Raw genomic sequence first — 26,037 nt, forward strand, 5'->3', positions numbered from 1 at the left:
TTGTGAAGTCATTCGAAAGTACTTTGTAGTTCAAAGTGGTTGTATCATTTTTTATACTCCCCCATACCGAAGTGACAGAGTACAAATTTCTTGGATAGTCTATAGGTGCTCTGGGCCTTTGTGGTAACAGCTACCGTATACCGGTAGGTAACTGTAGCCCTGTAGGCCAGCCATACCACAAAATCAGGGCCTGCCCACCGCCGGGGGTATCGTATAATGCGCGGCCAAGGCAGGTGCCGCCCATGCGTTCATAGAAGTAAATGGCAGGGACATTGGCCTCATAAACGCCCAGATAGAAACCAGAACTGCTGGCTTCGGGTATGAAACGGCGCGTTGCTTCGTGCATCAATCCCGACCCAATGCCCTGGCCTTTCAGTGCCGGATCAACGTGCAGGTTGTCGATGAGGGTGCCGCGCACAGAATCATCGTCGAGGAATAAGCAAATGAATCCCAGCAGATTACCGGCTTCTTCAGCCACTAAAATTCGCTGGTTTGGGGCGGGATTGGCGAAGCGATCACCCCAAAGAGCCAGTCGATCCGGGCCAATGGCCTTATCGAGGTAGTCATCACGCAAAATACCTCGGTAAGCCAGCTGCCAGCTTCGCATGTGTAAGTCGGCAATGCGCTCAAGGTCAGCTGTTTCGGCAAGACGATGCGTAATCATAGGCTAAAAATGACTACTGCCGCTGCCCGCTACCACCCTCTTTTACGGCGTCGATAAACACCCGGACGTGATCAGGGTTAGTGTCGGGATAGACCCCGTGGCCAAGGTTGGCAATGTGGCGCTGTGGTCCAAAAGCGGTAAGCATCTGCCGCACTTCTGCCCGGATTTGGGCCGGTTCGGCATAGAGCACACAGGGGTCGAGGTTGCCTTGCAGGGTTTTACCCGGAATCAACGCCCGCGATTCGGCAGCGTCCATGTTCCAGTCGAGGCCCACCACGTCGCAGTTGAGCTGACCGATGGCTTTCCGGGCAAAAAATGCGCCCTTGGCAAAGACGGTAATGGGCGTGTGGCCCACTTCGGCGTCGGCCTTGACGGCATCGCAGATTTGGGCAATGTAGGGCAGCGAAAACGTAGTATACTGCTCGGGCGAAAGAATGCCCGCCCATGAATCGAATACCTGTACCAGATCAGCCCCGGCCCGGATTTGGGCTTTTAAGTAAGCAATGGTGCTGTCGGTGATCTGTTGCAACAGGGTGTGGGCAAAAACCGGATCGGTGTACAGCAGTTTTTTAGCCACCGAAAACGTTTTCGACCCCTTGCCCTCGGTCATGTAGCAGAAAATGGTGAACGGTGCCCCCGCAAAGCCCAGCAGTGGTACCCGGCCGTTCAGCATCTGCTTCGTGATACGCAGGGCCTCCAGCACATAGCCCAAATCCTGCTCAGCATCGGCCACGTGCAATGTACTCAGGTCGGCCAGGGTACGTACCGTGCGCGGGAAAACAGGCCCACGCTGCTCGATCATTTCGTAGGGAAGGCCCATGGCTTCGGGCACAACCAGGATATCGGAGAAAATAATGGCGGCATCAACGCCCAGTAGATCAACGGGTTGCACCGTAACCTCGGCAGCCAGTTCGGGCGTAGTGGCCAGTTTGATAAAGCTACCTGCCTTCTCGCGAACGGCCCGGTATTCGGCCAAAATTCGCCCCGCCTGCCGCATCAGCCACACGGGCGTACGTTCTACGGCTTCACCCCGCGCCGCCCGCAGCACCAAATCATTCTGTAATGTCATGGTGCAAATATCGGAAGGGCAGGGAAGAGTTAATGATGAATGATAAGTGATGAATGATGAATTTGCTTCCGCCAGCGTAACTGATCTTACGGAAACAAATTCATCATTCATCACTTATCATTCATCATTAACTCTTCCCTGCCAGCGCCAGGATATCCTTCACCTCCAGGACGCGCTTTTGCGTACCGTTGTCGACGGAATGGATCATGGCAAGGCCTAGCTGTCTGAGGGTGATGACTGAATTAGGCAGCAGTCGCCGGAGTACCGGGTAGAGCCAGCTCAGGTAGCGGTAATAACTCTTGGTGTTTTTCAGACCCGGCGTCGGGTGGATATAGCCTGGTCGGAAATTGTATACCTGTTTGAAGGGCAGGGCCATCAGGTCGTTTTCTGTTTTGCCCTTCACCCGTGCCCACATCGAACTGCCCATCTCGGTGCTGTCTGTACCCACGCCCGACACGTAGCAGAAGGTCATGCCGCCATTACGCTGGCTCAGTAGTGTGGCCATGTGGATCGTAAGCGTATAGGTGGCCCGGTAATAATCGCGCTCGTTCATGCCCACCGACGATACGCCGAGGCAGAAAAAACAGGCGTTGTAGCCCGTTAGTTGGCCCGCCACGGCCGACAGATCATAAAAATCAGGTACCAGCAACTCAGTCAGCTTGGGATGAATTACGCCGCATGTTTTTCGCCCAACGACCAAAATATGCTCCACGTCGGGATGTTGCAAACATTCGTGTAATACACCTTCACCTACCATGCCCGTGGCACCCGTAATTATTGCTCTGATCATCATTGGTGTAAAGACGCGTGTTAATGAATGGTAGTCCGATTAATCAGTTAATACCAAACTGCAAAAGTAACGCTAAATAGCAGGAGCAACAGAAAAATGTAACTTGTGGTATACGTACCTACCCAATCGTTTAACATGACTATTCTCCGTACACCCGCCGCCCGCTTCGATAAGCTGCCTGACTACCCGTTCGCGCCGCATTACCTTAACGTAGGTGAAGACCTTCACATGCATTATGTAGCCGAAGGAAATGTGGATGCCTTGCCCGTTCTCTTGCTCCATGGCGAACCCACGTGGTCATACCTCTACCGGAAGATGATCCCGATCCTGGTTGAAGCGGGCTATCGGGTCGTTGCCCCCGATCTGATTGGGTTTGGTAAATCAGACAAAATCGCTGAAGCTGAGGCATATTCGTATCAAAAGCACATAGATTGGCTCACGTCATTTGTTCAACAGCTCGACCTTCAGCAAATAACGTTAGTTTGTCAGGACTGGGGAGGGCTGCTGGGACTACGGCTAGCCGCCGAAAACGAGTCGCGCTTTGCCCGTATCTGCGCCGCCAATACGGGCCTGCCCACCGGCGACCAGCCCCCGTCGGAGGCGTTTTTGCAATGGCAAACGTTCTCGCAAACCATTGCCTCACTGCCTATAGGTCAGCTTATCAGCATGGGTTGCACCAATAAACTTCCCACCAACGTCATTGCCGCCTATGACGCGCCGTTTCCAGACGAGACCTACAAAACCGCCGCACGGGTGTTCCCGAAGCTAGTGCCCACCTCGCCCAATGACCCCGCCGCATCTGCCAACCGGGCTGCCTGGCAGGTGCTTATGCGCTGGCAAAAACCCGTTCTCACCTGTTTCTCAGACGGTGACCCCATCACCGCCGGAGGCGATAAAATCATGCAGAAGCTCATTCCCGGTGCAGCGGGTCAACCCCATATTACCCTCTCAGGTGGCCATTTTCTGCAGGAAGACGCAGGGAAACAATGGGCCGAACAGATCGTGGCCTGGATGGGAAAGAAAGGGTAATTGATGAGGCATAAGCGGTAGGTAGTAGCAAACTCGCGGAGCAGCACTTATCACTCATCACTCATTTTTTTCCATCTTTGCACCCTATAAAGCATACCCCACTTATGGAGTTAAAACGAGTCGTTGTGACGGGCCTGGGTGCCCTTACCCCCATCGGAAACACGGTTGCTGAGTTCTGGCAAGGCCTGAGCACGGGCAAAAGCGGTGCCGGTCCCATCACCAAATTCGACGCGACCCTGTTCAAAACCCGCTTTGCCTGTGAGGTGAAAGGGTTCGACCCACTCAACTATTTTGACCGGAAAGAAGCCCGGAAAATGGATGGCTACGTGCATTACGCCATTGTCACCGCCGACCAGGCCATCGAAGACGCCGGGCTGCTCAATGAAGGTATCAACAAAGAGCGCGTTGGGGTAATCTGGGCGTCGGGTATTGGCGGGTTGCACAGCTTTCAGGAAGAAGTGCTGGCCTACGGAGCCGGGGGCAAAGTTCCTCGTTTCAGTCCCTTCTTTATTCCGAAAATGATTGCCGACATGGGTGCCGGGATGATTTCTATCCGGCACGGCTTCATGGGCGTCAACTTTGCGCCGGTGTCAGCTTGTGCCTCCAGTACACACGCCATGATCGACGCCTTTAACTACATCCGGCTGGGTAAAGCCGATGCCATCGTGACGGGCGGTTCTGAATACGTGATCACCGACTCGGCGCTGGGTGGTTTCAGCAATATGAAAGCCCTGTCAGAACGCAACGATGAACCACAGCGGGCTTCCCGCCCGTTCGATGCTGACCGCGACGGGTTTGTGCTGGGTGAAGGCGGCGGTGGTATCATTCTGGAAGAATACGAACACGCCAAAGCGCGGGGTGCTAAAATCTATTGCGAACTGGTTGGTAGCGGTGCCACCGCCGATGCTTACCACATGACCGGCACACACCCCGAGGGCCTGGGTGCGGCCAATGCCATGCGTGAAGCCCTGCGTGAAGCCGGTCTGCAGCCCAACGACATCGATTACCTGAACGTGCACGCCACCTCAACGCCTATCGGCGACGTATCAGAGGCGAAGGCCATTGTGAAGGTGTTTGGTGAGAATCCGACGAATCTAAACATCAGCGCCACTAAATCCATGACGGGCCATCTGCTTGGTGCGGCAGGCGCTATTGAAGCAGTGGCGGGTATTCTGGCCATGCAGCACAGTCTCATTCCGCCCACAATTAACCTCGACAACCGCGACGAGAACGTACCTGCAGGCCTCAATCTGACGCCTAACGTGGCCCAGGCTAGAACGGTCAACACGGTGCTCAGCAACACCTTCGGCTTCGGCGGTCACAACGCCACGGTGCTGTTTAAGCGTATATAAAAGGTTTCCTGTTTACTTATCGTCCCGGTATTTCCTAATTTTTGACTAATTGGGAAATACTGGGACATTTTATTTGGCTGGCTTCATGAGAATTTTCGTCGATACCGAGCGCATCCGTGACCTGAACAGCGGGTTGGGGCAAACCTGTTTGCGGGTGGGCCAGGAACTGGTCCGTCAGCAACCCGCCGATGCTGACCTGACGTTTCTAGTGCCAAAAGGGCAGATGGGGGTGTTTGGTGAACCGACAGGCACGCTGCATTATGTGGAGGCTACATGGCTGCGGAAACTATGGAACCCCGGGTACTACGACGTTTGGCACAACCTGCATCAGGACGCCGCCTACTGGCCTTCGCAACGCCCCGGCAAGCTCGTGCTGACCATCAATGACTTGAATTTTCTGGAACGCCCCGACTATTCAGACGCGAAGAAGGCTCGCAAACTGGCCGCCGTACAGCAACGGGCTAACCGCGCCCAGGTTATCACTACCCTCTCTGACTACACCGGTTCGGTAGTGCGCGAACACCTGACTCTGCGCGCCACCACCACGTTGCAAACGGTATATATCGGCGTGTCGGATTTGCCCACACCGCCGGTTGAGCCGCCAAAGGGGCTTGAAGGGCTAAAAACGCCGTTTTTCCTGTTTCTGGGTGTGTTACATCCTAAGAAAAACGTCCACGCGCTGCTGGCTATCGCCCAGGCTTTCCCCGATTACACGCTGGTGCTGGCCGGGCGCAACGATCACCCCTACGCACAGCACCTCCGCGAACAGGCGGCCCAGCTTGGTGCCGACAATGTGCTTCAGACTGGACCCGTCGATGAAACCACCAAAGCATGGCTCTACGCCAACTGCGAGGCGTTTCTGTTCCCCTCACTGAGCGAGGGCTTCGGTCTGCCCGTAGTGGAGGCCATGAGCTTTGGTAAACCCGTGTTCCTCTCCCGCCTGACCAGCCTCCCTGAAATCGGCGGCCGCGAGGCCATCTATTTCGATTCGTTTGAGCCCGAAGACGTAGTGGAGACCCTGCGTGCAGGTATGCGTGATTTTTACGATGACCCTCTCAAAAGCGAACGCCTTCGCTGGCAGGCCAACCGCTTCCGTTGGCAAAACACGGGTAAAGCGTATTGGGAGCTTTACAGTAGGCAGTGAAAGTTAGTCGGCGTACTGTAAGAAAACATCCCCTGTTAAAATGTGTTAAGCGGTAAAGACGGCTCGAATTTTTCGCGGCGCTACTTTCGTTATGTCATCAGAAGCGACAACGAAAAAGCCGGTTTTCTGCCTGGATTCGCCCGTTAGGTCGCCCGAAGTGTCTACACAAAAAACCGATTTCAGTACCCTAATACTATGAAAAGCAACTGGAAAGTATTAACGCTGATTGCCCTGTTTTCGAGCGCGGTCACGTTGTTCGCTTACAACCTGCTTGGGTTCAACAAGCGGGACGTGATTTTGAACGAAGCATCGACCACGCCCATTACCCGGCTGGCTTCGTTAACAGGCAACGCCCCCACGGGTGCCCCTGGTGATTTCTCGTACGCTGCCGAAAGCGCAACGCCCATGGTCGTGCACATTCGCACGACGATGACACGCACGGTACGTCAGCAACAAATGCCCGACATTTTCCGTGAGTTCTTTGGCGATGAAGGCATGCCCGGTATGGGTCAGGGCCAGGGTCGTCCCCGGCGCGAGCAGGGCCAGGCATCTGGCTCAGGCGTGATTATTTCGAAAGATGGCTACATCGTGACCAATAACCACGTGGTACAGGATGCCGACGAAGTAGAGGTGATCATGACCGACAAGCGGAGCTTCAAGGCCAAAGTAATTGGTACCGATCCGCTGACCGATCTGGCCGTGGTGAAAATTGACGCCAACAACCTGCCTGCCATCACTTTGGGTGACTCAGACAACCTGAAACTGGGCGAATGGGTACTGGCTGTAGGCTATCCCCTTGATCTTGAATCGACCGTTACGGCGGGTATTGTGAGTGCCAAAGGTCGTGGTATTGGTATCCTGAGCCGTAACATGCAGCAGCAGCAGCCCGGTGCCAAAGCCGTTGATACGCCTATTGAAGCATTCATTCAGACCGATGCCGCCATTAATCCTGGTAACTCGGGTGGTGCGCTGGTAAACCTGCGGGGTGAACTAGTGGGCATTAACTCGGCAATTGCATCAGCAACAGGCTATTACAGTGGTTATGGTTTCGCGGTACCTGTATCGCTGGTGAAGAAAGTAACGGCCGATCTGCTGAAATTCGGTAACGTACAACGCGGTTATATCGGCATCTTGCCCCGCGAATTAGACAGCAAACTGGCCACTGAAGTGGGTGCTAAAGTAGGCCGTGGTATCTACGTAGAAAGCGTAACCGAAAACGGTGCTGCCAAAGCCGCCGGCATTCAGAAGGGCGATGTGATCGTGAAAATGGAAGGAGCTCCCCTGGATTCGGATGCCCAGATGCGCGAAATCATCGGTCGTCGTCGTCCGGGCGATGTAGTCAACGTGACTATCAACCGGGGTGGTACCGAACGTGACGTGAAAGTGGAGCTACGCAACCGTAATGGTGGCCGCGACGTGATCAAGAAAGAAGAAATGGCTACCTCAAGCATGAAATCGCTGGGGGCTGAGTTCAATAACCTGACCGACAAAGAGCGTCAGCAAATGGGTGTTAGCGGCGGGGTGCGTGTCAGCAAAATTGTTGACGGCAAACTGGCCGAAACCGAAATCGAAGAAGGTTTTGTAATTCTGAAGGCCAACGGTAAAAACGTGAAAAGCGTGAAAGACCTGGAGGCAATTGTAGGTACTGTGAAAGAGGGTGAAGGTCTATTGCTGATTGGGATGTACCCCAATAGCAGCCGCACGCTCTACTACGCCGTACCCATGTAATTGGCTGTATCGGGGCAACCCGAATTTGATAAGAGAGGGCCTGCCGAATCACAATGTGATTTGGCAGGCCCTTTTTCTTGCTTAGCGGAGTGCTGCTTTGCTAAACAGGACGCACCTTACCTTTGCTCTATGAATCTGTCCTTGCTGATCCGGCAAAACCGGGTCTTTTTTATAACCTACCTGTTGCTTTTGCTGGTGGTGGGTGGCCTGATGCTAACCTACACCAAAGAACAACTGATCCGGTTTGTGAATGACTTTAACAGCCCCCCCGGCGACGCGCTCTTTCCATATCTGACTTACCTTGGCGATGGGGGTTTTGTGGTGGTAGTGGGGGTATTGCTGCTGGTACTAAATCGGCGGGCAGGGTGGCTGGTGCTGGTTAGTTTTGCCATCTCCGGGCTTATTAGCCTGTTTTTGAAGCTGGTCGTCTTTCCCGAACGGTTGCGGCCTCTGCGCTATTTTGAGCATTCAAACTGGGAATATCACGTCATTAAAGACCTGCACATTAACGAATACAACAGTTTTCCGTCGGGGCATACTACCTCGGCTTTTGCTCTGTTTGCTATGCTGGCGTTTCTGTGGCGGCATAAGGCATGGGGCTGGACGTGCGTGCTGCTGGCAGCCATAGCCGGCTACTCACGGGTGTATCTGTTTCAGCACTTTGTAGAAGATACGTTTGCCGGTTCTTTGCTGGGCACGATCACCAGCATTGGGGTATATCTGGTCTATCAAAAACGGTTTGGCAACCCGCCGGTGCTAGGCTAGTTTAAACCATAATTGTGCTGATTGTGAGTGATATATGACGCTGGCTCAATAGATTAGTTGGTGCGTTTATTTTTTCGTCTTCTTGCAACTCAACTTTAATCTATCCAGTCAATTATGAGCCGTTTTTTCGCAACGATGGGTCTGCTGATGGCCCTTGTAACAGGTGCTTTTGCACAGGCACCGATGACCAACAAAGATGTTATCTCCATGAATACCGCCAAGGTGAGCAAGTCGCTTATTGAGGCGAAAATTCAGAGCAGTCCAGCCAAATTTGACCTGACCACCGACGGACTAATTGAGCTGGAGACGGCTAAAATTTCGGATGGTCTGGTAAAAGCTATGATGGCCAAAACAACCCTGACTGATGTGATGACCAACGATGACATAATTAAACTCTCGAACGCAAAGGTCTCTAAATCAATAATTTCCGAAAAGATTCACAAAGGCAAAAACAAGTTCGATACCTCGGTTGATGGGCTAATTGCCCTGCGGGCGGCAAAAGTATCTGACGGCGTTGTGAAAGACATGATGACCGCTCCCAAATAAGCATCGACATTTCCTACACCCTGCCATGAGCGCAGCAGCCCCGGTTGTTGCGCTCTTTTTGGTTTCGATTTGTCTGTTGCCCACCTGCTTTCCCGTCCTGGTGAAGAAACTTCGCGGAATTAGGCTATTTTTGCCAAACCGTATGCATGCATAACAATTTATATGTCAGGCCTAAAGTTCAAGGATGCTGGTACAGCAGTGAGACTCTAAACTTTGGACCTTAGACATTGAACCCCTTCAAAATGGCTAATGCCTTCATCTACGACGCCGTCAGGACCCCACGCGGGCGCGGTAAGAGCGACGGATCGCTCCACGATATTCAGCCTATTTCGCTACTAACCAGTGTGTTGCGCGAACTGCGTGACCGTAATCACCTTGACACGCGCCTCGTCGACGATGTGATTATGGGCTGCGTAACGCCCATCGGCGAACAGGGTGCCGACATTGCCCGAACCGCCGTTTTGGAGGCTGGTTATGCCGAATCCGTTGCGGGTGTGCAGTTAAACCGCTTCTGCTCGTCGGGTTTGGAGGCCATTAATCAGGCAGCGGCCTACGTGATGTCGGGGCAAGTTGACGCAGTGGTGGCTGGTGGTGTGGAGTCTATGTCGCGGACACCAATGGGGGCCGACGGGGGGGCAATTTTCATGAACCCACAGATTGTGGCCCGCCACAACATCGTGCCGCAGGGTATTTCAGCTGATCTCATCGCCACGCGGCAGGGCTACAGCCGGAACGACGTAGATGCCTTCGCTGCGGAATCATACCGCCGGGCCGAGGTAGCGCAACGCGAAAACCGCTTTCACAAAACGCTGGTGCCGTTTAAAGACGAAATTGGTATCACCGTGCTCGACCGCGATGAGGGTGTTCGCCCAGGTACCACCGCCGAAACATTGGGTAAACTGAAACCTGCGTTCGAGATGATGGGGCAGATGGGTTTAGATGCGCTGGCCCTGCTGAAATATGCAGATTTGAACCAGATCAATCACGTGCATCATGCTGGCAATTCGTCGCAGATTGTCGACGGTGCGGCGGGTGTACTGGTAGGTAGTGAGGCGTTTGGGCAGGCAGCCGGGCTGAAGCCCCGCGCCCGAATTGTGGCCTTTGCTATTGTGGGTTCCGAACCCACCATCATGCTCACTGGTCCCGTTCCAGCCACACACAAGGTGCTGAAGAAGGCGGGCATGAGCATCAAGGACATCGACCTGTTTGAAGTAAACGAAGCCTTCGCGGCCGTACCGATGCTGTTTATGGACGAGTTTGGCGTGGATCACAGTCAGGTCAACATCAGCGGCGGGGCTATTGCGCTGGGTCATCCGCTGGGTGCTACCGGGGCCATCATTTCGGCCACGCTGATCGACGAGCTGGAGCGGACGGGCAAGCAGTTTGGCCTTTCAACCCTTTGCATCGGCGGCGGTATGGGCATCGCCACCATTTTTGAGCGGGTGAATTAAAGACACTAGAATTTGGACGTCGGATATTGGGCTTGTAACAAGTCCAATATCCGACGTCCAGTATCCAATATCCTGATATGATTAACTACACTGTAGAGCAAAACGTTGCCGTCATCCGCTGGAACATGAGCAGCAGCCCGATGAACGTGCTGAACGACGAATCGATACCTCAATTTGAGGAAGCTCTCAACAAAGCCTACGCCGACGAGGCTATAATAGGCATCATCATCACGTCGGACAAGCCCGAATTTGTGGCCGGGGCTGACCTGAAAATGATCCTGCGCAACAACGGAGGTGACCCTGCCGAGATGCTGAAGGTGTCGATGGAATTGAACCGCATTTTCCGCAACATGGAAACGAGTGGCAAACCAATTGTGGCAGCTATTAGCGGCACAGCTCTCGGCGGTGGTTACGAAATCTGCCTGGCTTGCCATCACCGAATTGCCCTTAGCAGCCCGAAAACGCAGATCGGTTTGGTCGAAGTGACCATCGGACTGCTGCCGGGTGGGGGCGGTACCCAACGGCTACCCCGCATGATCGGGATGCAGGCTGCCCTGCCCTTACTGGTGGAAGGCAAAAAACTGAACGTGGCCGACGCGCTAAAAAATGGGCTGATCGACGATGTGGCCGAGACGCCCACGACCATGATGGACAAGGCCCGCGCCTGGATTATGGCCAACCCACAACCGATTAAGCCGTGGGATCAGATCGATAAGAAAACGGGCAAGATCGTGGCGCGGGATAATTTCAAAGTACCCGGCGGCAACGTGCAAAGTCCCACGGGTGCGCAGACCTTTGCGGCGGGCACAGCCATGCTGATGGACAAAACCAAAGGTAATTACCCCGCCCCCATCGAGATTATGGCTTGCGTATATGAAGGCTTGCAGGTAAACATCGACCGGGCGTTGGTGATCGAGGCGCGGCATTTTGTGAAGGTAGCGACCTCGAAAGTGGCCAAGAGCCTGATTCAGACTATGTTTCTGGGTATGAACGAAGCCAACAAAGGCGCAAGCCGCCCGAAAGACGTACCTAAGACGGACGTGAAGAAACTGGGTATTCTGGGCGCGGGCATGATGGGCGCGGGCATTGCCTACGTGTCGGCGGTGGCGGGGATCGAAGTGGTGTTGAAAGACGTGTCGGCTGAGGCCGCTGAGAAAGGGAAAGACTATTCGCGTAGCCTGCTGAAAAAGGGCGCGGAGCGGGGCAAAGTAGACCCTACGACAGTCGACACAACGCTGAACCGCATCAAAACCACTGGCGATTATGCCGATCTGGACGGTTGCGATTTGATTATTGAAGCCGTCTTTGAAAACCGCGAACTAAAGGCAACCGTGACCAAAGAAGCCGAGCCTAAACTGGCTCAAAACGGCATCTATGGCTCTAATACGTCAACATTACCCATCACGGGCTTAGCCGAAGCGTCAGCGAACCCCGCAAATTTCATTGGCATTCACTTCTTCTCGCCCGTCGACAAGATGATGCTGGTAGAAATTATCGTGGGCAACCAAACGTCTGATTATGCCTTGGCTGTGGCGATGGATTACACCCGTAAGATTCGGAAAACGCCCATCGTGGTTAACGACTCGCGTGGGTTTTATACCTCGCGTTGTTTTGGCACCTACACGTCGGAAGGCATGGAGTTGCTGAACGATGGCGTGAACCCGATTCTGATCGAAAACGCCGGAAAAGATGCTGGTATGCCTGTTGGCCCGCTGGCCGTGCATGACGAAGTAGCCCTGGATTTAAGCCTGAAAGTGATGACCGAATCGGTGAAGGCGGGCGCGCTGAGCGCCAATGAACCGATTTATCAGATGGTCCAGAAGTTCAACGAAATGGGCCGTATTGGCAAGAAAGCCAAAGCCGGTTTCTATGATTATCCAGAAGATGGAAAGAAGGCCCTGTGGCCCGGACTGGCCGACCTGTATCCTGTTTCGGCAGAACAACCAAGTCTGGACGAGGTGAAAACGCGTCTGCTTTACCGGCAGGCGATTGAGGCGGTTCGTTGCTTTGAAGAGGGTGTTATCCGTACCAAGCTCGACGCTGACCTCGGCTCTATTCTGGCCTGGGGCTTCCCGGCTTACACTGGTGGTGCGCTATCCTTCGTCGACTTCGTAGGCATCGACACGTTCGTGCAAACCCTCGACCGTCTGGCCGACCAATACGGTGGTCGTTTCCGCCCTACCGCTAAACTCCGCGAACGGGCGGGCGTGAAGGAAATGGCATAAGGAATGTCATGCGCGCAAATGCAAAGTCAAGGCTCGTTTTTCTGACCTGATTGTGCCAATTATACGGGATGTGCTTTTTGCTACAACTACGTATATAGAATCAGTAGAGATACTCTAAACTGCTAAAGATAAGGACTTTACCTTTGTCTTGCTGTCGGTGAAACCTTCGTCTAACCAGTCAGTATACATTGTATTGTCTAAACCCTCATCAAAATGGAAGCAACAAAGAGTGCACCAATCGAAGAAGTACATGCCGGGAGTAATATGCACTTGCAGGCTGAGCTTGTAAAGGCAAAGCCAGCCGACCACATGGCCCCGCCAAAAGCGCCCGCCGCTTTAAGCGCAGCTACGTTCTCTACTTTTTTTACCTGGCGAGGCAGTGGTGGCGTTAAACTAAACTGCGGCGATGGGCGTATCACGGCTAATTCCCGTGTGTTTGCGGCGCTTAGCGAATACAATACTGATCCGCGACAAAACCGGTTCGTAGGTAACGCGTCAATGAGTATTTTCAATGTCAGCCCCTACAACGGTGGTGTTATTGTCTGGTTAAACGTGAACTGGAACGGGCCGCTCAACATACGAGTGGATCTGTTGGTAGACCCATCTTGGGTGTGAGTAAAACACGCTTCATGCGTGTAAGCGAGAGACGTATCAAGATGCCCGGCGATGCTTATTCATCCGTCGGGCATCTTGCGTTTACACTACAAAACCACATAGACGGGTAGGGTTGTCTGTGTGTAGGGAACAATTTCACAGATGGGTACGTCATCCGAACAATGGGTTATTTCGAGAATATACAGTCAGGGATACGCACCACGCTGAAGGGCCTGAGCCTGACAATGCGGCATTTGCGGCAGGCAACCCGCCGCCGGACGCCCGTGGGTATGAGTAACGACGCTTACTTTGACCTGCAAACGGGGCTGGTGACGCTGCAATACCCCCACGAGCAATTGCCCATTCCCGACAATGGACGCTACCGTCTCCATAACGAGATCGATGACTGCATTGTCTGTGACAAATGCGCTAAGGTTTGCCCCGTCGACTGTATCACGATTGACCCGATCAAGGCTACCGAAGAGATTGGTAAAGCATCAGACGGATCGCCGATTCGGTTGTATGCCGCCACGTTTGATATTGACATGGCCAAGTGCTGCTACTGCGGTCTGTGTACGGTAGTGTGCCCCACGGAGTGCCTGACGATGGAAAAAACCTTCGACTACAGTACCTACGATCTGGGTAATCTGACCTACGCCTTCGCCAACTTGACCCCCGAAGAGGCCGACGAAAAAAGGGCTTTATACGAACAGTTTGTCCGTGAAAAAGAAGCCGCCAAAATCGCCGCTAAACCCGTTGCTACTCCTGCCGCCGCAACAACGGCTCCTGCACGCCCCGCGTTCCGTCCTGGTATGAAGCCTACGCCAAAGCCCGCTGTAGTTGAGCCATCGGAAGAAGCTGTTTCGGTTGAGAAAACGTCTCCAGTAACGCTGGAGCCCATTATTGCACCAGCGGAAACGCCTGCTGTAGTGGCCGAAACACCTACGGATGCAGCTGTTCCTGCTCCAGTTGTGGGTGATGCTCCGGCTTCGGAAACGCCAGCACCCGCCCCGAAGCCCCGGCCTGTGTTCCGTCCCGGCATGAAACCTGCGGCCAAACCGGCTACAGCGCCAACTTCGGAAACCGAGAACACAGGTAATTCGACAGAGGGTCACCAGTTGCATCCATTGACTGATCCTGCTCCTGATGAAGCCGAAGCTATCGCGTCGGTGGGGGTGCCCGAACAGCCCGGCGTAACGGAGCCATTGTCGGCGGCTGAAGTCGCAGCACCCTCCGAACCAGTAGCCGACCCTGTGGTTCCACCAATTGCTAAGCCCAAGCCAGCGTTTCGTCCCACGATGAAACCACCCACGCCTAAACCCGTGGCCGAGTCGCCACCTGGCAATGATATTATAGAGGAACCAACTCCTGAATCACCACCCAAACCGAAACCCGCTTTCCGGCCCACGATGAAGCCGAAAGGGTAGCCGGTTTGTAGGCTTCGCGCGGTAGGTGGCTTCGTGAGGCGTCCCCGACAAGCTCAGGGTGGTGTTTTCTTTGTCATCCCGACGCCAGGAGGGATCTAGTCTCTTATCATTCAATCACGCATTAGGAAAGTAGATCCCTCCTGACGTCGGGATGACAAAGAAAACACCACCCTGAGCTTGTCGGGGGCCGCACCGGCGAACCGGCCTAGTCGAAGGGCTATGCCTCAGCAACCTACTGCGCGCAGCCACACTTACTTTAATTCCCACCCATGCTCCAGATCGCCTTTTTTGCCTTTATCGCCCTCACGCTCATTGGCGCATTAACCGTGCTGCTGACGCGCAACGTGCTCTATTCCGCCTATGCCCTGCTGCTGACGCTGTTGGGTGTGGCGGCCCTGTTTGTCTTTGCCGGGGCTGATTTTCTGGCCGTTTCGCAGATCATTATCTACGTCGGTGGCGTACTGGTGCTGGTGCTTTTCGGCGTTATGCTCACCAGCAAACCCACCACCATAAGTACATCAACGGTGGTGGCAAGCGAACGATCCAATGCTATTTTGGCTGGTAGCCGCGGTGTGTGGCTGGGCGTATTGCTGGCCGCGGGTCTGTTTTTTGGGCTGAGCCGTTTATTGATGAACGCCCATTTTGCCCTGTTCGACCAGCCCATTTCCAAAGCCCCCACCACCATTGATACCATCGGTAAGCAACTTATGACTGAGTACATCGTCCCGTTTGAAGTTATTAGTATTCTGCTGCTTGTGGCCCTGGTAGGGGCAGGCTATTTGGCCAAAAAGAGCATTAAACCATGAACCCATCTCTTTCCTACTCCCTGCTTTTTGTGGCGGCGGCCCTGTTCAGCATTGGGTTGGCGGTGGTCATAACCAAGCGTCATGCCGTGGTGGTGCTGATGGGTATTGAGCTGATGCTCAACGCCGTAAATCTGAATCTGGTGGCCTTTAGTCAGTATGACCCGAGCCGGTTGCAGGGGCAGGTTTTTAGTCTTTTCGTCATGATTGTGGCTGCCGCCGAAGCCGCCGTGGCCCTGGCGCTAATTATTCAGGTGTATCGCCATGTCAAAACCGTGGTACTCGACGAACTGACAGATCTAAAACAATGACCCCGACCCTCGAAACGCAGTTCGAACGCCTCATCGACGGTATCCTGGGCAACAACGTCGGCCTCATCGACGGTTTTTTGTCGGATGAAGAGACGGCCCAACTGGCGCAACGGCTGCACCTACGGCGGGCGGCGGGGCAGTTTCGGGAAGCGGGTATTGGCAATGGACAGGCGGTGGTGGAAAAAACCATTCGCGGTGATGAAATTCTCTGGCTCGACGCCCAAACCGCCACGTCCGAAGAAACCGCGTTTCTGGACCGGGTACAACAACTGATTGAGTACCTCAACCGCACCTGTTACCTCGGCCTCCGCGACTATGAACTGCACTACGCCCTGTATCCCACCGGTACGTTCTACAAACGCCACCTCGACCGGTTTCGGGCCGATTCCAAGCGTAAACTGTCGCTGATCTGCTACCTCAATCCCAACTGGCAACCTGCCGATGGTGGTCAATTAGCCCTTTACCTGCCCCAACCGGACGGCTCTGAACAAACCGTTCAGGTTGATCCCCTCGGTGGTCGGCTGGTCTGTTTCGACAGTGGGCTGCTGGAGCACGAAGTCCTGCCTGCCACGCGCGACCGGTTAAGCTTAACGGGTTGGCTGCGGACGGGATAAAGCCGGTAAACAGCCTTTACCCCGTTTGCTTCCGGTCCCGTTGGTCAGGATATTTGCAGGCAATTCAGTTAACCCCAGAAAAACGTGCCCGATAGTACCCAAACGCTGTTGCTGACCTGCCTGCTGGGTTTACCCTTTGTGGGGGCAATTGGGTTAGGTGTGCTAAAAAATCGCGTACCTGAGTCTGTTTCGGGCTTTCTGGCCGTACTGCTCACGGCTATCGGGCTGTTTGTTTCCGTCGTTATTGCCGCATCGGTGGGTGAGCCGTTGCACTGGCAAACAGACTGGATCAGTTTCTCTGGCCATACGTTTCCGCTCTCGTTTCAACTTGATGCCCTGAGCCGTCTTATGCTCGTAGTGGTGCACGGCGTGGCGCTGCTCGTGCAACTGTATTCTATCGAATACATGCGCGGCGATGCCCGGATTGGGCCATATTTCGCGTACCTGCAACTGTTTGTCGGGGCTATGCTGGGGATTGTGCTGGCAGGTAATCTGCTGATTCTCTATGGTTTCTGGGAGTTGGTGGGCCTGGCTTCCTACCTGCTTATCGGCTTCTGGTATCACCGTCCATCGGCGTCGCGGGCGGCCACGAAAGCGTTCCTGATGAACCGTATTGGCGATGCGGCCTTTTTGCTGGGTATCCTGCTCACCTACATCCAAACCGGCTCGGTTGATTTTGGCACCCAGCCCCTCACCACGGCGGCGGGCCTTTGCCTGTTTATGGGCTGTGTAGCCAAATCAGCCCAGTTTCCGTTGCTCACCTGGCTCCCCGATGCCATGGAAGGTCCCACACCCGTGTCGGCCCTGCTCCACGCGGCCACGATGGTGGCCGCGGGCATTGTGCTCCTGGCCCGTATCCATCCCATGCTCTCGTCCGATGCGCTGACGGTAGTAGCTGCCATTGGCACTGCCACGGCCCTCTGGGGCGGTTTTTCGGCCCTTTTTCAACTGGATATTAAACGGGTTCTGGCTTTTTCCACAGTCTCGCAACTGGGTTTGATGGTGGCCGCCATGGGTACCGGTAATGTGTCTGGCGCCTTGTTTCACCTGCTCACCCATGCCTGCTTCAAAGCAGGTTTGTTTCTGGCCGCGGGCAGCATTATCCACGCCGTACACACGCAGGATATGCGGGCAATGGGTGGCCTGCGCAAAGCCTTGCCCTACACGTTCGCGGCCTACGTCATCTGCGCGGCGGCGCTGGCGGGGGTGCCGTTGCTATCGGGCTTTTTGTCGAAAGAGGTGGTGCTGGGCGGTGCGGTGGTTTGGGCGGCGCAGCGCGGTGGTTTGGCAATGCTCGTTCCGGTAGGATTGCTGATATCGTCGGGGTTAACGGCGGTGTACATGGCCCGGCAGCTACGGCTCGTTTTCTGGGGTGAACCCACCGATGCCGAGATGATTCCTCACGAACCAGGCTGGCTAATGCGTGGTCCGGTGTTACTGCTGGCCATACTGTCGGTAGGCGTCTGGTTTTCGATAAACCCCCTTTCTGCGCACCATAGCCCCTTTTTCGCCCAAATGCACCTGCCTGTCCTGCCTGAAGGCCCGGTGTGGCTGGCTCCCCTTTCCATTGCATTAGTGCTGGTTGGTGGCTGGCTCGGCTTCCGGCTGCGCGAACCCGCTACCGACAGCAAACTGGCTCTTGCCTCATTCCACTACGGCTACCTCGACCAGCTATACCAACGCCTATTTGTCAACCCCACTCGCGCACTGGCCAATTTCCTGCACCGCGCTGACCAACGTGCTGTTGATGGTCTGGTCAATGGATTCGGTATCGGGACAGTCTTGCTGGCCCACATTGCCGCTTTTATTGACCGCATCGGCGTGGACGGCGTAGTCAATGGGGCAGGCAAACTAGCCGTTGGGGTAGGGCAACTGACTCGTTCGGTGCAGGGCGGGCGCGTCCAAACGTATATTGCCACGGCTGTTGCGGTGGTGCTGTTTTTACTTTGGTGGATTCTTTAAAAGGTTTATCTGTTTGTGTGTTTGTCCGTTTAATAGCTGTTGTGCCTTAAACAAACGAACAACCAAGCAAACGAACACACAAACAACATAAATGCCCCTTCTCTCGCTACTGATTTTCCTTCCCCTTGCCGGTGCCCTGCTCGTGGCGCTGCTGCCCCGTGAACGAGCCAGCCTGTACCGCTGGATAGCCGTGGCTGTGACCAGCGCTGAAGTAATATTGAGCGGCCTTGCCTACGCGCAGTTCGACCGGGGGCAGGCGGGGTATCAGTTGCTGGAACAGGCCGACTGGATCACGTTACCGATGGGTAGCCTGGGCGTGGCCTCGATTGACTATCTGGTTGGAATAGACGGTATTAGCCTGCCGCTGGTGCTGCTGTCGGCGGTGGTGATGCTGGTGGGCGTGGTGTCGTCGTGGGGTATACATGGTCGTCCACAGGCGTATTTCGCCCTTTATCTGCTTTTGACGGGTACCATCATGGGCTGTTTTGTAGCCCTCGATTTCTTCCTGTTCTTCCTCTTTTTCGAGTTTATGCTCCTGCCCATGTATTTCCTCATCGGACTGTGGGGTGGCCCACGGCGGGAGTACGCGTCGATCAAGTTTTTCCTCTACACGCTGGCTGGTTCGGTGCTGATTTTGCTTGTCATGATCGGGTTGTATCTGTCTGTCATTGATCCTGTTAGTACCGCCGTTGCCGCTGGGCTGATTGACAGTCCGAGTGACATGACCGCCGAGGTACTGCGGGCCGTGCAGTTCCAGCTCCTCCACGGCCAACTTAATCCTGCCCAGATCGTCCACACCTTCGACTGGCGGTATATGGCCGACGGAGCTAACTATTTGCCCAACTCGTTTCTGAGTATTTTCGGCGAAGTCAGCATCGGTGGTATGCCAAGCCGGATGCTGGCGTTTTGGGCGTTGTTTATCGGTTTTGCGGTGAAACTGCCCATCGTGCCCCTGCACACCTGGCTGCCCGATGCCCACGTAGAAGCCCCCACGCCGGTGTCGGTGGTGCTGGCGGGGGTATTGCTCAAAATTGGGGGATACGGCTTCATCCGCGTCGTATGGGGCCTTTTTCCCGACGGTGGGGCGCAATACGCCACGGTGCTCGGTGGCTTGGGTGCGTTCACCATCGTCTACGGCGGACTAAATGCACTGGCGCAAAACGACCTCAAAAAGATGATCGCCTATTCGTCGGTGTCGCACATGGGTTTTGTGCTGCTGGGTGTGGCCTCGCTCACCGCCGAGGGGGTCAATGGGGCGGTGTATCAGATGGTGAGCCACGGAGTATTGTCGTCCATGCTGTTTTTGCTCACGGGTGTTCTCTACGACCGCACCCACGACCGCCGTATCGACTCGTACCGGGGGCTGCTCACACCCATGCCGCAATACGCCACGCTGACGGCGGTGGCTTTTTTCGCCTCACTTGGCCTGCCCGGTTTTTCAGGGTTTGTAGGCGAACTGTTCACGCTCATGGGTGGCTACCAGTCTACGTACCTGCCCGGCTGGATCACCGCCGTCTCGGTGCTGGGTATTGTGCTGGCGGCAGCTTATTTCCTCTGGACACTACAGCGCATGTTTTTTGGCGAAACCTGGGTTCGTACCTACGCCGATGATGCTACCCAGGCCATCGCTGATCTGACCCTCCGCGAACAGTGGCTGCTAATTCCGCTGGGTATGCTGGCCCTGACCCTGGGTCTTTTCCCGAACCTTGTTTTTGGACTCACCAACAGCACTGTGGCGCAGTGGATGCTCAAATTTGTGGAATGATTCAGCCCCAGCCATCTTTCTTTGCTGATGACGGTCGACTGCCACCGTTGCTTGTTTATCGGCAGGTGGCCATAAATGAGCCGCTTGATGCGTAGTTGATCGAGCGTTTTGCCCAAAATAACTGGCTCAATTTGTGGAAAAGCGGCATCTTGGCCTACCACCATTCTCATAGCACATCAGATGTGCAGCTCCATCCGAATATCGGCGCGGGCGTAGGGGCTTGGCGTGAGGGGTACTTCCACAAAACCCACACTGAGATACAGTTGAATGGCCGCCACCGCCTTGCGATTCGACTCAAGCCATACGCGCCGGGTTCCGGTATGCCGGGCAAAGTCGATGGCAGCTTCACAGAGAAGACGACCAATGCCTAACCCTCGTGCTTCTTTGGCCACTGCCATCTTCGCTAATTCAAAATCAGGCTCCGGCGCGTCAGGTTTGGCCGTGTTAATCATGGCTACGGTACCCAGTATTTCAGTATCTCGTAGGGCCAGTAAAATGGTGCCGCCACGGGGTAGAATATGGTCTTCAGGATAGTCGAGTTGTTCAAGATCATGAGGCTCAACGCTAAAGCTGTCACTGATCCATTCCAGGTTAATGCGTTTAAAATCAGCTTGGTAGGTTGGTGTGTAATAGATAATTTGAATGCCGTTCATGGTGTCTGTCATGGCCTTATTTCACGCACTAAAATGTAAGCAAGTATGTGATTTGTAGTGATATACGCAATATGTCAGCGCTGGTATCTTCGCCAGTCGATTATTTAGTTGTTCGAATGCTGAAAATTTATACTTATTACTGTTGGAAGCCTCATTAAAAACCCAAAGCCCTTCGAACATACGGTAACCTGTTTTAGCGTTGGCCTCACTGGCGGTCGGTATTTCTATCGCATATTCTGGGCTGATGCCTGGTTATGTTGACAAGCCGCCCGAGACCAGCTTTATTGCCTTTCGCAAAACGCACGAAGCCCACTCATTGAGTGGGCTTCGTGCGTTTTAGATTATGTCTGTTTCCTTATACCGTAGTCCGAATCTTCAGTTCGTCCAACTGTTTGTCCGAAATTACCGATGGTGAATCGATCATGACGTCGCGGCCGGCGTTGTTTTTGGGGAAAGCAATGAAATCACGGATGCTGTCGACGCCGCCGAAGAGTGAACACAGCCGGTCGAAGCCGAAGGCAATACCGCCGTGGGGTGGCGCGCCAAACTCGAAGGCGTCCATCAGGAAGCCAAACTGATTCTTGGCTTCTTCGTCACTAAAACCCAGGAGGCTAAACATGCGTGCCTGTAGCTCGCGGTTGAAGATCCGGATAGAACCACCGCCCACTTCGGTACCGTTGATAACCAGGTCATAAGCGTTGGCCCGTACGGCGCCGGGGTCGGTATCCAGCAGGGGAATATCTTCGGGTTTGGGCGACGTAAATGGGTGGTGCATGGCAAACCAGCGTTGTTCTTCCTCGCCAAATTCCAGCAGGGGGAAATCCAGCACCCACAGCACTTTGTAGTCGTCGGCGTTGCGCAGGCCAAGGCGTGTGCCCATCTCCAGCCGTAGTTCGTTTAGTTGCTTGCGGGTCTTGTTTGCCTCGCCGGCCATCAGCAGCAGCAAATCGCCCGGTTGAGCCTGCATCGCTGTGGCCCAGGCTTTACGCTCCTCTTCGGAATAAAACTTGTCGACAGACGATTTTACACTGCCATCTTCGGCCACGCGGGCGTAAATAAGGCCTTTAGCGCCAATCTGAGGCCGTTTTACCCACTCCGTCAACTCATCTAGCTGTTTGCGCGTGTAGGTGGCGGCTCCCGTGGCGCAGATGCCTACTACCAGTTCAGCATTGTCGAAAACGGGGAAACCCCGGCCCTGAACCAGATCGGTCAGCTCCACAAACTCCATCCCAAATCGGATATCCGGTTTGTCTGAACCATAGCGACGCATGGCTTCGGCATAGGTCATGCGGGGCACTTCGGCGAGGTCAATGTTTTTGACGGTTTTGAACAAGTGCCGCGTCAGCCCCTCAAACATGTTCAGGATGTCTTCCTGCTCCACAAACGACATCTCGCAGTCGATCTGCGTGAACTCCGGCTGCCGGTCGGCACGCAGGTCTTCATCGCGGAAGCACTTTACGATCTGATAGTAGCGGTCAAATCCCGACACCATCAGCAGTTGCTTGAACGTCTGTGGCGACTGGGGCAGGGCATAAAATTCGCCGGGGTTCATGCGGCTGGGTACTACAAAATCGCGGGCACCTTCGGGCGTTGACTTAATCAGCACCGGTGTTTCCACCTCAATGAAATCCTGCCCGTCCATATATTCGCGGGTGCGGCGGGCCACCTGATGGCGCAGTTCCAGGTTGCGACGAACGGGATTGCGGCGCAGGTCGAGGTAACGGTAGCGCAGGCGCAGGTCGTCGCCGCCGTCGGTGTCGTCTTCGATCAGAAACGGGGGCAGTTTGGCCGGGTTCAACACCGTCAGTGCCGTGGGCCGCACCTCGATATCGCCGGTTTGGATATTCGGATTTTTCGACTGCCGTTCGGTTACGTTGCCTGTGGCTTGCAGCACAAACTCGCGGCCCAGCGTACGCGCAACTTTGAACAAGTCTGTGTTTGTAACGCCTTCTTCCAGAATGACTTGCGTAATACCGTAACGGTCGCGGAGGTCAATCCAGAGAACGCCGCCTTTGTCGCGAACAGTTTGCACCCAGCCACTCAGGGTTACGGTTTTATTGATATCCGACGAACGCAGTTCGCCACAGGTGTGTGTTCTGAGCATAAATAGAGGAAAGAAGTAAGACGCAAGAAACAAGATCGACTTCGCGGAATGCCATGACGGCATACGTTGAGCTGTTCTTGTTTCTTGCGTCTTACTTCTTGATGCTTAATGGGGCAAAAATAGCCAGTTCGGAAGGGTTCTACAAGCCGGGTTATTCTTCTGGCTGGCCAGAGCCGGTGCGGGAGCCGAAGCCGAACCCAATACCGCCATAAACGTCCATGCCGCGTGGCGAGATACCGTTGCTGCTGTTGCCAAACAGGCCGGGCACGTTGTCGGAGCCTAGCCAGACAGGCCCAGCCCGGAGCGATAAGCCGGCCAAAACGGCTCCGTTGACGAGTGAAATAGGCACCGACACGCTCGCCCACTTTCGCTCGAAACGGGGCACTACGGCCACCACCGTAGGCTGATGCATAGCCACGGCGCTGTTGCTGCGCAGGTCCTGCCAGTAGGCTACCTGTAGGCCCAGACCTGTTGGCAGTTCATAGTCAACAGACGTATTGAGTGATGTTGGCAGGCCGCTGGTAAACGAACCTTTGTTCTGGGTTTCATCAACCCGTAGCTTTTGGCGCACCACGTTGACGGCCTGTTCGCTGTTGCGCACGTCATTGAAGTCAGACGTTAGAAACTTCAGGTCTTGCCGGTCAATGGCGTAGGCATCGCCCGTATAGCTGATGCCGCCAAGGTCGGTGAGGGCAATCCCACCACGAATGGTAGCGCCCTCGGGATCTGGTTTGTACACATAAGCAGCCCCCAGATCAAAGCCGACGCCCCGCCCTGGTGGATGTCCGTTTACCAGCGAACGTAAGGTTAGGTTCTGGTTTTCCAGGAACGATGTATAGCCAAAATCAGCTGAAATCTGATCGACGGACAAATAACCCCCACTAACGACAGCAGGATCGGGAAGCACCCGGTAGGTTAGCCCCCGGTTTACGAAATAACCGGATGTGAAGCCCACTAAGTACTTAACCGTCAGGCCAATCATGAGCTTAGACTCGTCCGTTTCCATTACCGTACGCCCTATGCTCGCTGCCAGTTCGGCGTAGGTGTTGGTGCCCACGCTAAACGCATTATTGCGGTTGGGAATGCTATAAAAGGCAGCACTGTTAAGGCTGGCCCGCAACGCCGACAGTAGCTGTTCCGATGCCCCCCATACCTGCCCCGACACCCGCAGTCGCGACGACAGACCAATAACGGTCCGTTCGCCAACGGCTAGCTGAAGAGCCGGACCCCGAAAATCGCCCCAGACGGTGGCGTTTTTGGGCTTATCATCAAGTGTCTCCTGCGTGTAGGACGGCTCGAATTTGATATTGCCGTTGGTCTGCCGGTATTGGTCAGGCACCTGCCCTGTAATCAGGCGGAGCAACGAGTAAGGAGCCTGGTAACGGACGTAATTATTGTTGGCGTGGAGGTTACCTGCGCCAAGGCTTAGAAATATCCGGTGGGGCGAATCGGCCAGCCAGGCGGGATTTTGGTATGTGCGATGTACCCCACTATTGGGACTGGTAGTGAGGCCCAGCAGATTTTGCGCTGATACCAGCGTTGGATAAAGAGAAAGCAGGGCCAGAACAAACCGGCGGGGTGTGGAGGAGTGAATCAAGAGCAGCAGCGAATAGGACTACAAATAAAAACGCCAACGCGGCAAAAGCGTTGGCGTTTTCCTCATTTTCTGACAGAGCGGTTTTTTACAGTAGCTGTGAGCAGTTGCTTACACATGAGCAATGCGCTGGCGTCAGCTACTGTCTGCTATCTACCGCTGCTGCCTAAACGCCCTCTGCTTCTACGGTTTTCACACCGGGCACCAGGCGGGTCAGCAGGTTTTCAATACCGGCTTTTAGCGTTAGGGTAGATGAGGGGCAGCCGCTGCAAGAACCTTGCAGGAGCACTTTTACGGTACCGGTGCTTTCGTCGAAATCGTGGAAGTTGATCGCTCCACCGTCTGACTCTACCGCCGGACGAACGTATTGATCCAGCGCCGCTTTGATCTGTTGCACCGTCTCGGAGTCAGACTCCAGCCGGGTGCTGTTCAGTTCAACCGTACGCTGCACGAAAACGGGCTTGTCGGCCTCGAAATACTCTTTCAGGAAGACCTTTACTTCAAACATAATCTCGCCCCAGTCCGCATCTTCTGATTTGGTGAGCGTGATGAAGTTACCTGCAATAAACACCCGCTTCACATCATCGATGCCAAACAGGGCTACGGCCAAGGGTGAGTTCTTGCCTTCTTTCAATGCCTCCGACGGTTCGGCATAGTCGAATGAGAGGCCATCGGGCACCAGTTCGCGGTTCAACACGAACTTCATCGAATTGGGATTCGGGCTTTGTTCCGTGAAAATTGAAACAGGCGGACGGAGGGCAGCTTGCATATGTGGTTGGTTAGACGTTAATAGGGTAACGCAGGAGGAAAAAATTCAGTTTACGCACGGAGGTGATTGATGCAATCACCTCCGTGCGTAAACTCATAAATCCCTATACCGGAACGCCCGATCATCAACGGCTCGCATGGTGCAGAGAATGCCGTCGAGATGGTCGTATTCGTGCTGAAGCAATTCCGACAGGGCGTCGGTCATATGCCATTGTTGTGGTTGAAAATGCTCGTCCAGATAGTTGATCGTCAATGATTTATGGCGGCTCACGCGGACCAGCAGATTAGGAAAGCTCATGCAGTCGTCCCAAAGCTCGAAACGTTCGTCGCTGAGGTTGGTGAACGTGGGGTTGACAAAGACAACCGGTTTGTCTATGTGCATGTAGATCAGTCGTTTCATGATGCCAAGCTGGGGAGCAGCAATGGCCCTGCCAAAGCCGTAACGAGCGCGTACATCCTGCATGGCGCTGTGCAAGTCGGCTACCCAACCAGCCACTAATGACTGCTCATCGGGCCGGACGGGTTCGCAAACGGCATACAGACGCGGGTCGCCGAGGAGAAGAATGTCGTGACGGGTTTTCAAGGGGAGTTTAAGGTCTAAAGTATAAGGTTTAAAGTCCAAAGTCTAAGGTCTAAAGTTGACCCGCGAACTACCTAGAGCGCGGGTCAACTTTAGACC

General features: G+C 54.5%; 23 protein-coding genes. 15 read left to right on the forward strand and 8 right to left on the reverse strand.

Going from position 1 to position 26,037, the window contains the following annotated elements:
• Nucleotides 1-130: 130 nt before the first annotated feature.
• The 3 genes from J2I47_RS15635 to J2I47_RS15645 all read right to left on the reverse strand — a co-directional run bounded on the left by J2I47_RS15635 (nt 131) and on the right by J2I47_RS15645 (nt 2,526).
• A complete protein-coding gene (locus J2I47_RS15635; protein WP_207365517.1) occupies nt 131-664 on the reverse strand; it encodes a GNAT family N-acetyltransferase in 534 nt (177 codons plus the stop codon).
• Nucleotides 665-677: 13 nt separating this feature from the next.
• A complete protein-coding gene (gene hemE, locus J2I47_RS15640; RefSeq protein WP_207365518.1) occupies nt 678-1,733 on the reverse strand; it encodes a uroporphyrinogen decarboxylase in 1,056 nt (351 codons plus the stop codon).
• A gap of 127 nt (nt 1,734-1,860) precedes the next feature.
• A complete protein-coding gene (locus tag J2I47_RS15645) occupies nt 1,861-2,526 on the reverse strand; it encodes a Rossmann-fold NAD(P)-binding domain-containing protein (RefSeq protein ID WP_207365519.1) in 666 nt (221 codons plus the stop codon).
• 132 nt (nt 2,527-2,658) lie between these two features.
• On the opposite strand from J2I47_RS15645, the gene J2I47_RS15650 reads away from it, so the two are divergent.
• The 15 genes from J2I47_RS15650 (at nt 2,659) to J2I47_RS15720 (ending at nt 20,239) form a co-directional block, all read left to right on the forward strand.
• Nucleotides 2,659-3,552 (forward strand): haloalkane dehalogenase, encoded by an 894-nt coding sequence (locus J2I47_RS15650; protein WP_207365520.1) that lies wholly within the window; start codon nt 2,659-2,661, stop codon nt 3,550-3,552.
• 104 nt (nt 3,553-3,656) lie between these two features.
• Nucleotides 3,657-4,904, forward strand: coding sequence for a beta-ketoacyl-ACP synthase II (fabF, locus tag J2I47_RS15655; protein ID WP_207365521.1), 1,248 nt, complete (start codon nt 3,657-3,659; stop codon nt 4,902-4,904).
• 85 nt (nt 4,905-4,989) lie between these two features.
• On the forward strand, nt 4,990-6,048 hold the full coding sequence (locus tag J2I47_RS15660; RefSeq protein WP_207365522.1) for a glycosyltransferase family 4 protein: 1,059 nt from the start codon (nt 4,990-4,992) through the stop codon (nt 6,046-6,048).
• A 195-nt stretch (nt 6,049-6,243) separates the two neighbouring features.
• Entirely contained in the window at nt 6,244-7,776 is a 1,533-nt protein-coding gene (locus J2I47_RS15665) for a Do family serine endopeptidase (protein WP_207365523.1), read from the forward strand.
• A gap of 129 nt (nt 7,777-7,905) precedes the next feature.
• Complete coding sequence (locus J2I47_RS15670) at nt 7,906-8,541, forward strand: phosphatase PAP2 family protein (protein ID WP_207365524.1); 636 nt, start codon at nt 7,906-7,908, stop codon at nt 8,539-8,541.
• A gap of 114 nt (nt 8,542-8,655) precedes the next feature.
• Nucleotides 8,656-9,087, forward strand: coding sequence for a hypothetical protein (locus J2I47_RS15675; protein WP_207365525.1), 432 nt, complete (start codon nt 8,656-8,658; stop codon nt 9,085-9,087).
• A gap of 242 nt (nt 9,088-9,329) precedes the next feature.
• Nucleotides 9,330-10,538 (forward strand): acetyl-CoA C-acetyltransferase, encoded by a 1,209-nt coding sequence (locus J2I47_RS15680; protein ID WP_207365526.1) that lies wholly within the window; start codon nt 9,330-9,332, stop codon nt 10,536-10,538.
• A 77-nt stretch (nt 10,539-10,615) separates the two neighbouring features.
• Nucleotides 10,616-12,763: a 3-hydroxyacyl-CoA dehydrogenase NAD-binding domain-containing protein gene (locus J2I47_RS15685; protein ID WP_207365527.1), complete on the forward strand. Its 2,148-nt coding sequence runs from the start codon at nt 10,616-10,618 to the stop codon at nt 12,761-12,763.
• A gap of 213 nt (nt 12,764-12,976) precedes the next feature.
• Nucleotides 12,977-13,378, forward strand: a complete 402-nt coding sequence (locus tag J2I47_RS15690; RefSeq protein WP_207365528.1) for a hypothetical protein — start codon at nt 12,977-12,979, stop codon at nt 13,376-13,378.
• A 161-nt stretch (nt 13,379-13,539) separates the two neighbouring features.
• A complete protein-coding gene (locus tag J2I47_RS15695) occupies nt 13,540-14,784 on the forward strand; it encodes a 4Fe-4S dicluster domain-containing protein (RefSeq protein WP_207365529.1) in 1,245 nt (414 codons plus the stop codon).
• A 269-nt stretch (nt 14,785-15,053) separates the two neighbouring features.
• The gene (locus J2I47_RS15700; protein ID WP_207365530.1) at nt 15,054-15,590 is read left to right on the forward strand and encodes an NADH-quinone oxidoreductase subunit J family protein; all 537 of its coding nucleotides are present in this window, start codon (nt 15,054-15,056) and stop codon (nt 15,588-15,590) included.
• On the forward strand, nt 15,587-15,898 hold the full coding sequence (nuoK, locus tag J2I47_RS15705; RefSeq protein ID WP_207365531.1) for an NADH-quinone oxidoreductase subunit NuoK: 312 nt from the start codon (nt 15,587-15,589) through the stop codon (nt 15,896-15,898). The genes J2I47_RS15700 and nuoK overlap by 4 nt, the downstream gene beginning before the upstream one ends.
• Nucleotides 15,895-16,512: a 2OG-Fe(II) oxygenase gene (locus tag J2I47_RS15710; RefSeq protein WP_207365532.1), complete on the forward strand. Its 618-nt coding sequence runs from the start codon at nt 15,895-15,897 to the stop codon at nt 16,510-16,512. The genes nuoK and J2I47_RS15710 overlap by 4 nt, the downstream gene beginning before the upstream one ends.
• Nucleotides 16,513-16,596: 84 nt before the next feature.
• Nucleotides 16,597-18,474: an NADH-quinone oxidoreductase subunit 5 family protein gene (locus J2I47_RS15715; protein WP_207365533.1), complete on the forward strand. Its 1,878-nt coding sequence runs from the start codon at nt 16,597-16,599 to the stop codon at nt 18,472-18,474.
• Nucleotides 18,475-18,565: 91 nt separating this feature from the next.
• Nucleotides 18,566-20,239, forward strand: coding sequence for a complex I subunit 4 family protein (locus J2I47_RS15720; protein WP_207365534.1), 1,674 nt, complete (start codon nt 18,566-18,568; stop codon nt 20,237-20,239).
• A gap of 176 nt (nt 20,240-20,415) precedes the next feature.
• On the opposite strand, the gene J2I47_RS15725 is transcribed toward J2I47_RS15720, so the two are convergent.
• The 5 genes from J2I47_RS15725 to J2I47_RS15745 form a co-directional block, all read right to left on the reverse strand.
• A complete protein-coding gene (locus J2I47_RS15725; RefSeq protein WP_207365535.1) occupies nt 20,416-20,892 on the reverse strand; it encodes a GNAT family N-acetyltransferase in 477 nt (158 codons plus the stop codon).
• 355 nt (nt 20,893-21,247) lie between these two features.
• Entirely contained in the window at nt 21,248-22,996 is a 1,749-nt protein-coding gene (gene aspS / locus J2I47_RS15730) for an aspartate--tRNA ligase (RefSeq protein WP_207365536.1), read from the reverse strand.
• A gap of 151 nt (nt 22,997-23,147) precedes the next feature.
• On the reverse strand, nt 23,148-24,593 hold the full coding sequence (locus J2I47_RS15735) for a DUF5723 family protein (protein ID WP_207365537.1): 1,446 nt from the start codon (nt 24,591-24,593) through the stop codon (nt 23,148-23,150).
• 163 nt (nt 24,594-24,756) lie between these two features.
• Nucleotides 24,757-25,359 carry a NifU family protein gene (locus J2I47_RS15740; protein ID WP_207365538.1) on the reverse strand — a complete coding sequence of 201 codons (603 nt, stop codon included), beginning with the start codon at nt 25,357-25,359 and terminating at the stop codon, nt 24,757-24,759.
• Nucleotides 25,360-25,452: 93 nt separating this feature from the next.
• Nucleotides 25,453-25,941: a peptide deformylase gene (locus J2I47_RS15745; protein WP_207365539.1), complete on the reverse strand. Its 489-nt coding sequence runs from the start codon at nt 25,939-25,941 to the stop codon at nt 25,453-25,455.
• Nucleotides 25,942-26,037 lie beyond the last annotated feature (96 nt).

The sequence above is a fragment of the Fibrella rubiginis genome (genome assembly GCF_017353185.1).
In the GTDB taxonomy this organism is placed as follows: Bacteria; Bacteroidota; Bacteroidia; order Cytophagales; family Spirosomataceae; genus Fibrella; species Fibrella rubiginis.

Excerpts from the sequence above, each read along its gene's own strand:
- J2I47_RS15635 (WP_207365517.1), bottom strand. The coding sequence starts at position 664 with ATGATTACGCATCGTCTTGCCGAAACAGCTGACCTTGAGCGCATTGCC.
- hemE (WP_207365518.1), bottom strand. The coding sequence starts at position 1,733 with ATGACATTACAGAATGATTTGGTGCTGCGGGCGGCGCGGGGTGAAGCC.
- J2I47_RS15645 (WP_207365519.1), bottom strand. The coding sequence starts at position 2,526 with ATGATGATCAGAGCAATAATTACGGGTGCCACGGGCATGGTAGGTGAA.
- J2I47_RS15650 (WP_207365520.1), top strand. The coding sequence starts at position 2,659 with ATGACTATTCTCCGTACACCCGCCGCCCGCTTCGATAAGCTGCCTGAC.
- fabF (WP_207365521.1), top strand. The coding sequence starts at position 3,657 with ATGGAGTTAAAACGAGTCGTTGTGACGGGCCTGGGTGCCCTTACCCCC.
- J2I47_RS15660 (WP_207365522.1), top strand. The coding sequence starts at position 4,990 with ATGAGAATTTTCGTCGATACCGAGCGCATCCGTGACCTGAACAGCGGG.
- J2I47_RS15665 (WP_207365523.1), top strand. The coding sequence starts at position 6,244 with ATGAAAAGCAACTGGAAAGTATTAACGCTGATTGCCCTGTTTTCGAGC.
- J2I47_RS15670 (WP_207365524.1), top strand. The coding sequence starts at position 7,906 with ATGAATCTGTCCTTGCTGATCCGGCAAAACCGGGTCTTTTTTATAACC.
- J2I47_RS15675 (WP_207365525.1), top strand. The coding sequence starts at position 8,656 with ATGAGCCGTTTTTTCGCAACGATGGGTCTGCTGATGGCCCTTGTAACA.
- J2I47_RS15680 (WP_207365526.1), top strand. The coding sequence starts at position 9,330 with ATGGCTAATGCCTTCATCTACGACGCCGTCAGGACCCCACGCGGGCGC.
- J2I47_RS15685 (WP_207365527.1), top strand. The coding sequence starts at position 10,616 with ATGATTAACTACACTGTAGAGCAAAACGTTGCCGTCATCCGCTGGAAC.
- J2I47_RS15690 (WP_207365528.1), top strand. The coding sequence starts at position 12,977 with ATGGAAGCAACAAAGAGTGCACCAATCGAAGAAGTACATGCCGGGAGT.
- J2I47_RS15695 (WP_207365529.1), top strand. The coding sequence starts at position 13,540 with ATGGGTTATTTCGAGAATATACAGTCAGGGATACGCACCACGCTGAAG.
- J2I47_RS15700 (WP_207365530.1), top strand. The coding sequence starts at position 15,054 with ATGCTCCAGATCGCCTTTTTTGCCTTTATCGCCCTCACGCTCATTGGC.
- nuoK (WP_207365531.1), top strand. The coding sequence starts at position 15,587 with ATGAACCCATCTCTTTCCTACTCCCTGCTTTTTGTGGCGGCGGCCCTG.
- J2I47_RS15710 (WP_207365532.1), top strand. The coding sequence starts at position 15,895 with ATGACCCCGACCCTCGAAACGCAGTTCGAACGCCTCATCGACGGTATC.
- J2I47_RS15720 (WP_207365534.1), top strand. The coding sequence starts at position 18,566 with ATGCCCCTTCTCTCGCTACTGATTTTCCTTCCCCTTGCCGGTGCCCTG.
- J2I47_RS15725 (WP_207365535.1), bottom strand. The coding sequence starts at position 20,892 with ATGAACGGCATTCAAATTATCTATTACACACCAACCTACCAAGCTGAT.
- aspS (WP_207365536.1), bottom strand. The coding sequence starts at position 22,996 with ATGCTCAGAACACACACCTGTGGCGAACTGCGTTCGTCGGATATCAAT.
- J2I47_RS15740 (WP_207365538.1), bottom strand. The coding sequence starts at position 25,359 with ATGCAAGCTGCCCTCCGTCCGCCTGTTTCAATTTTCACGGAACAAAGC.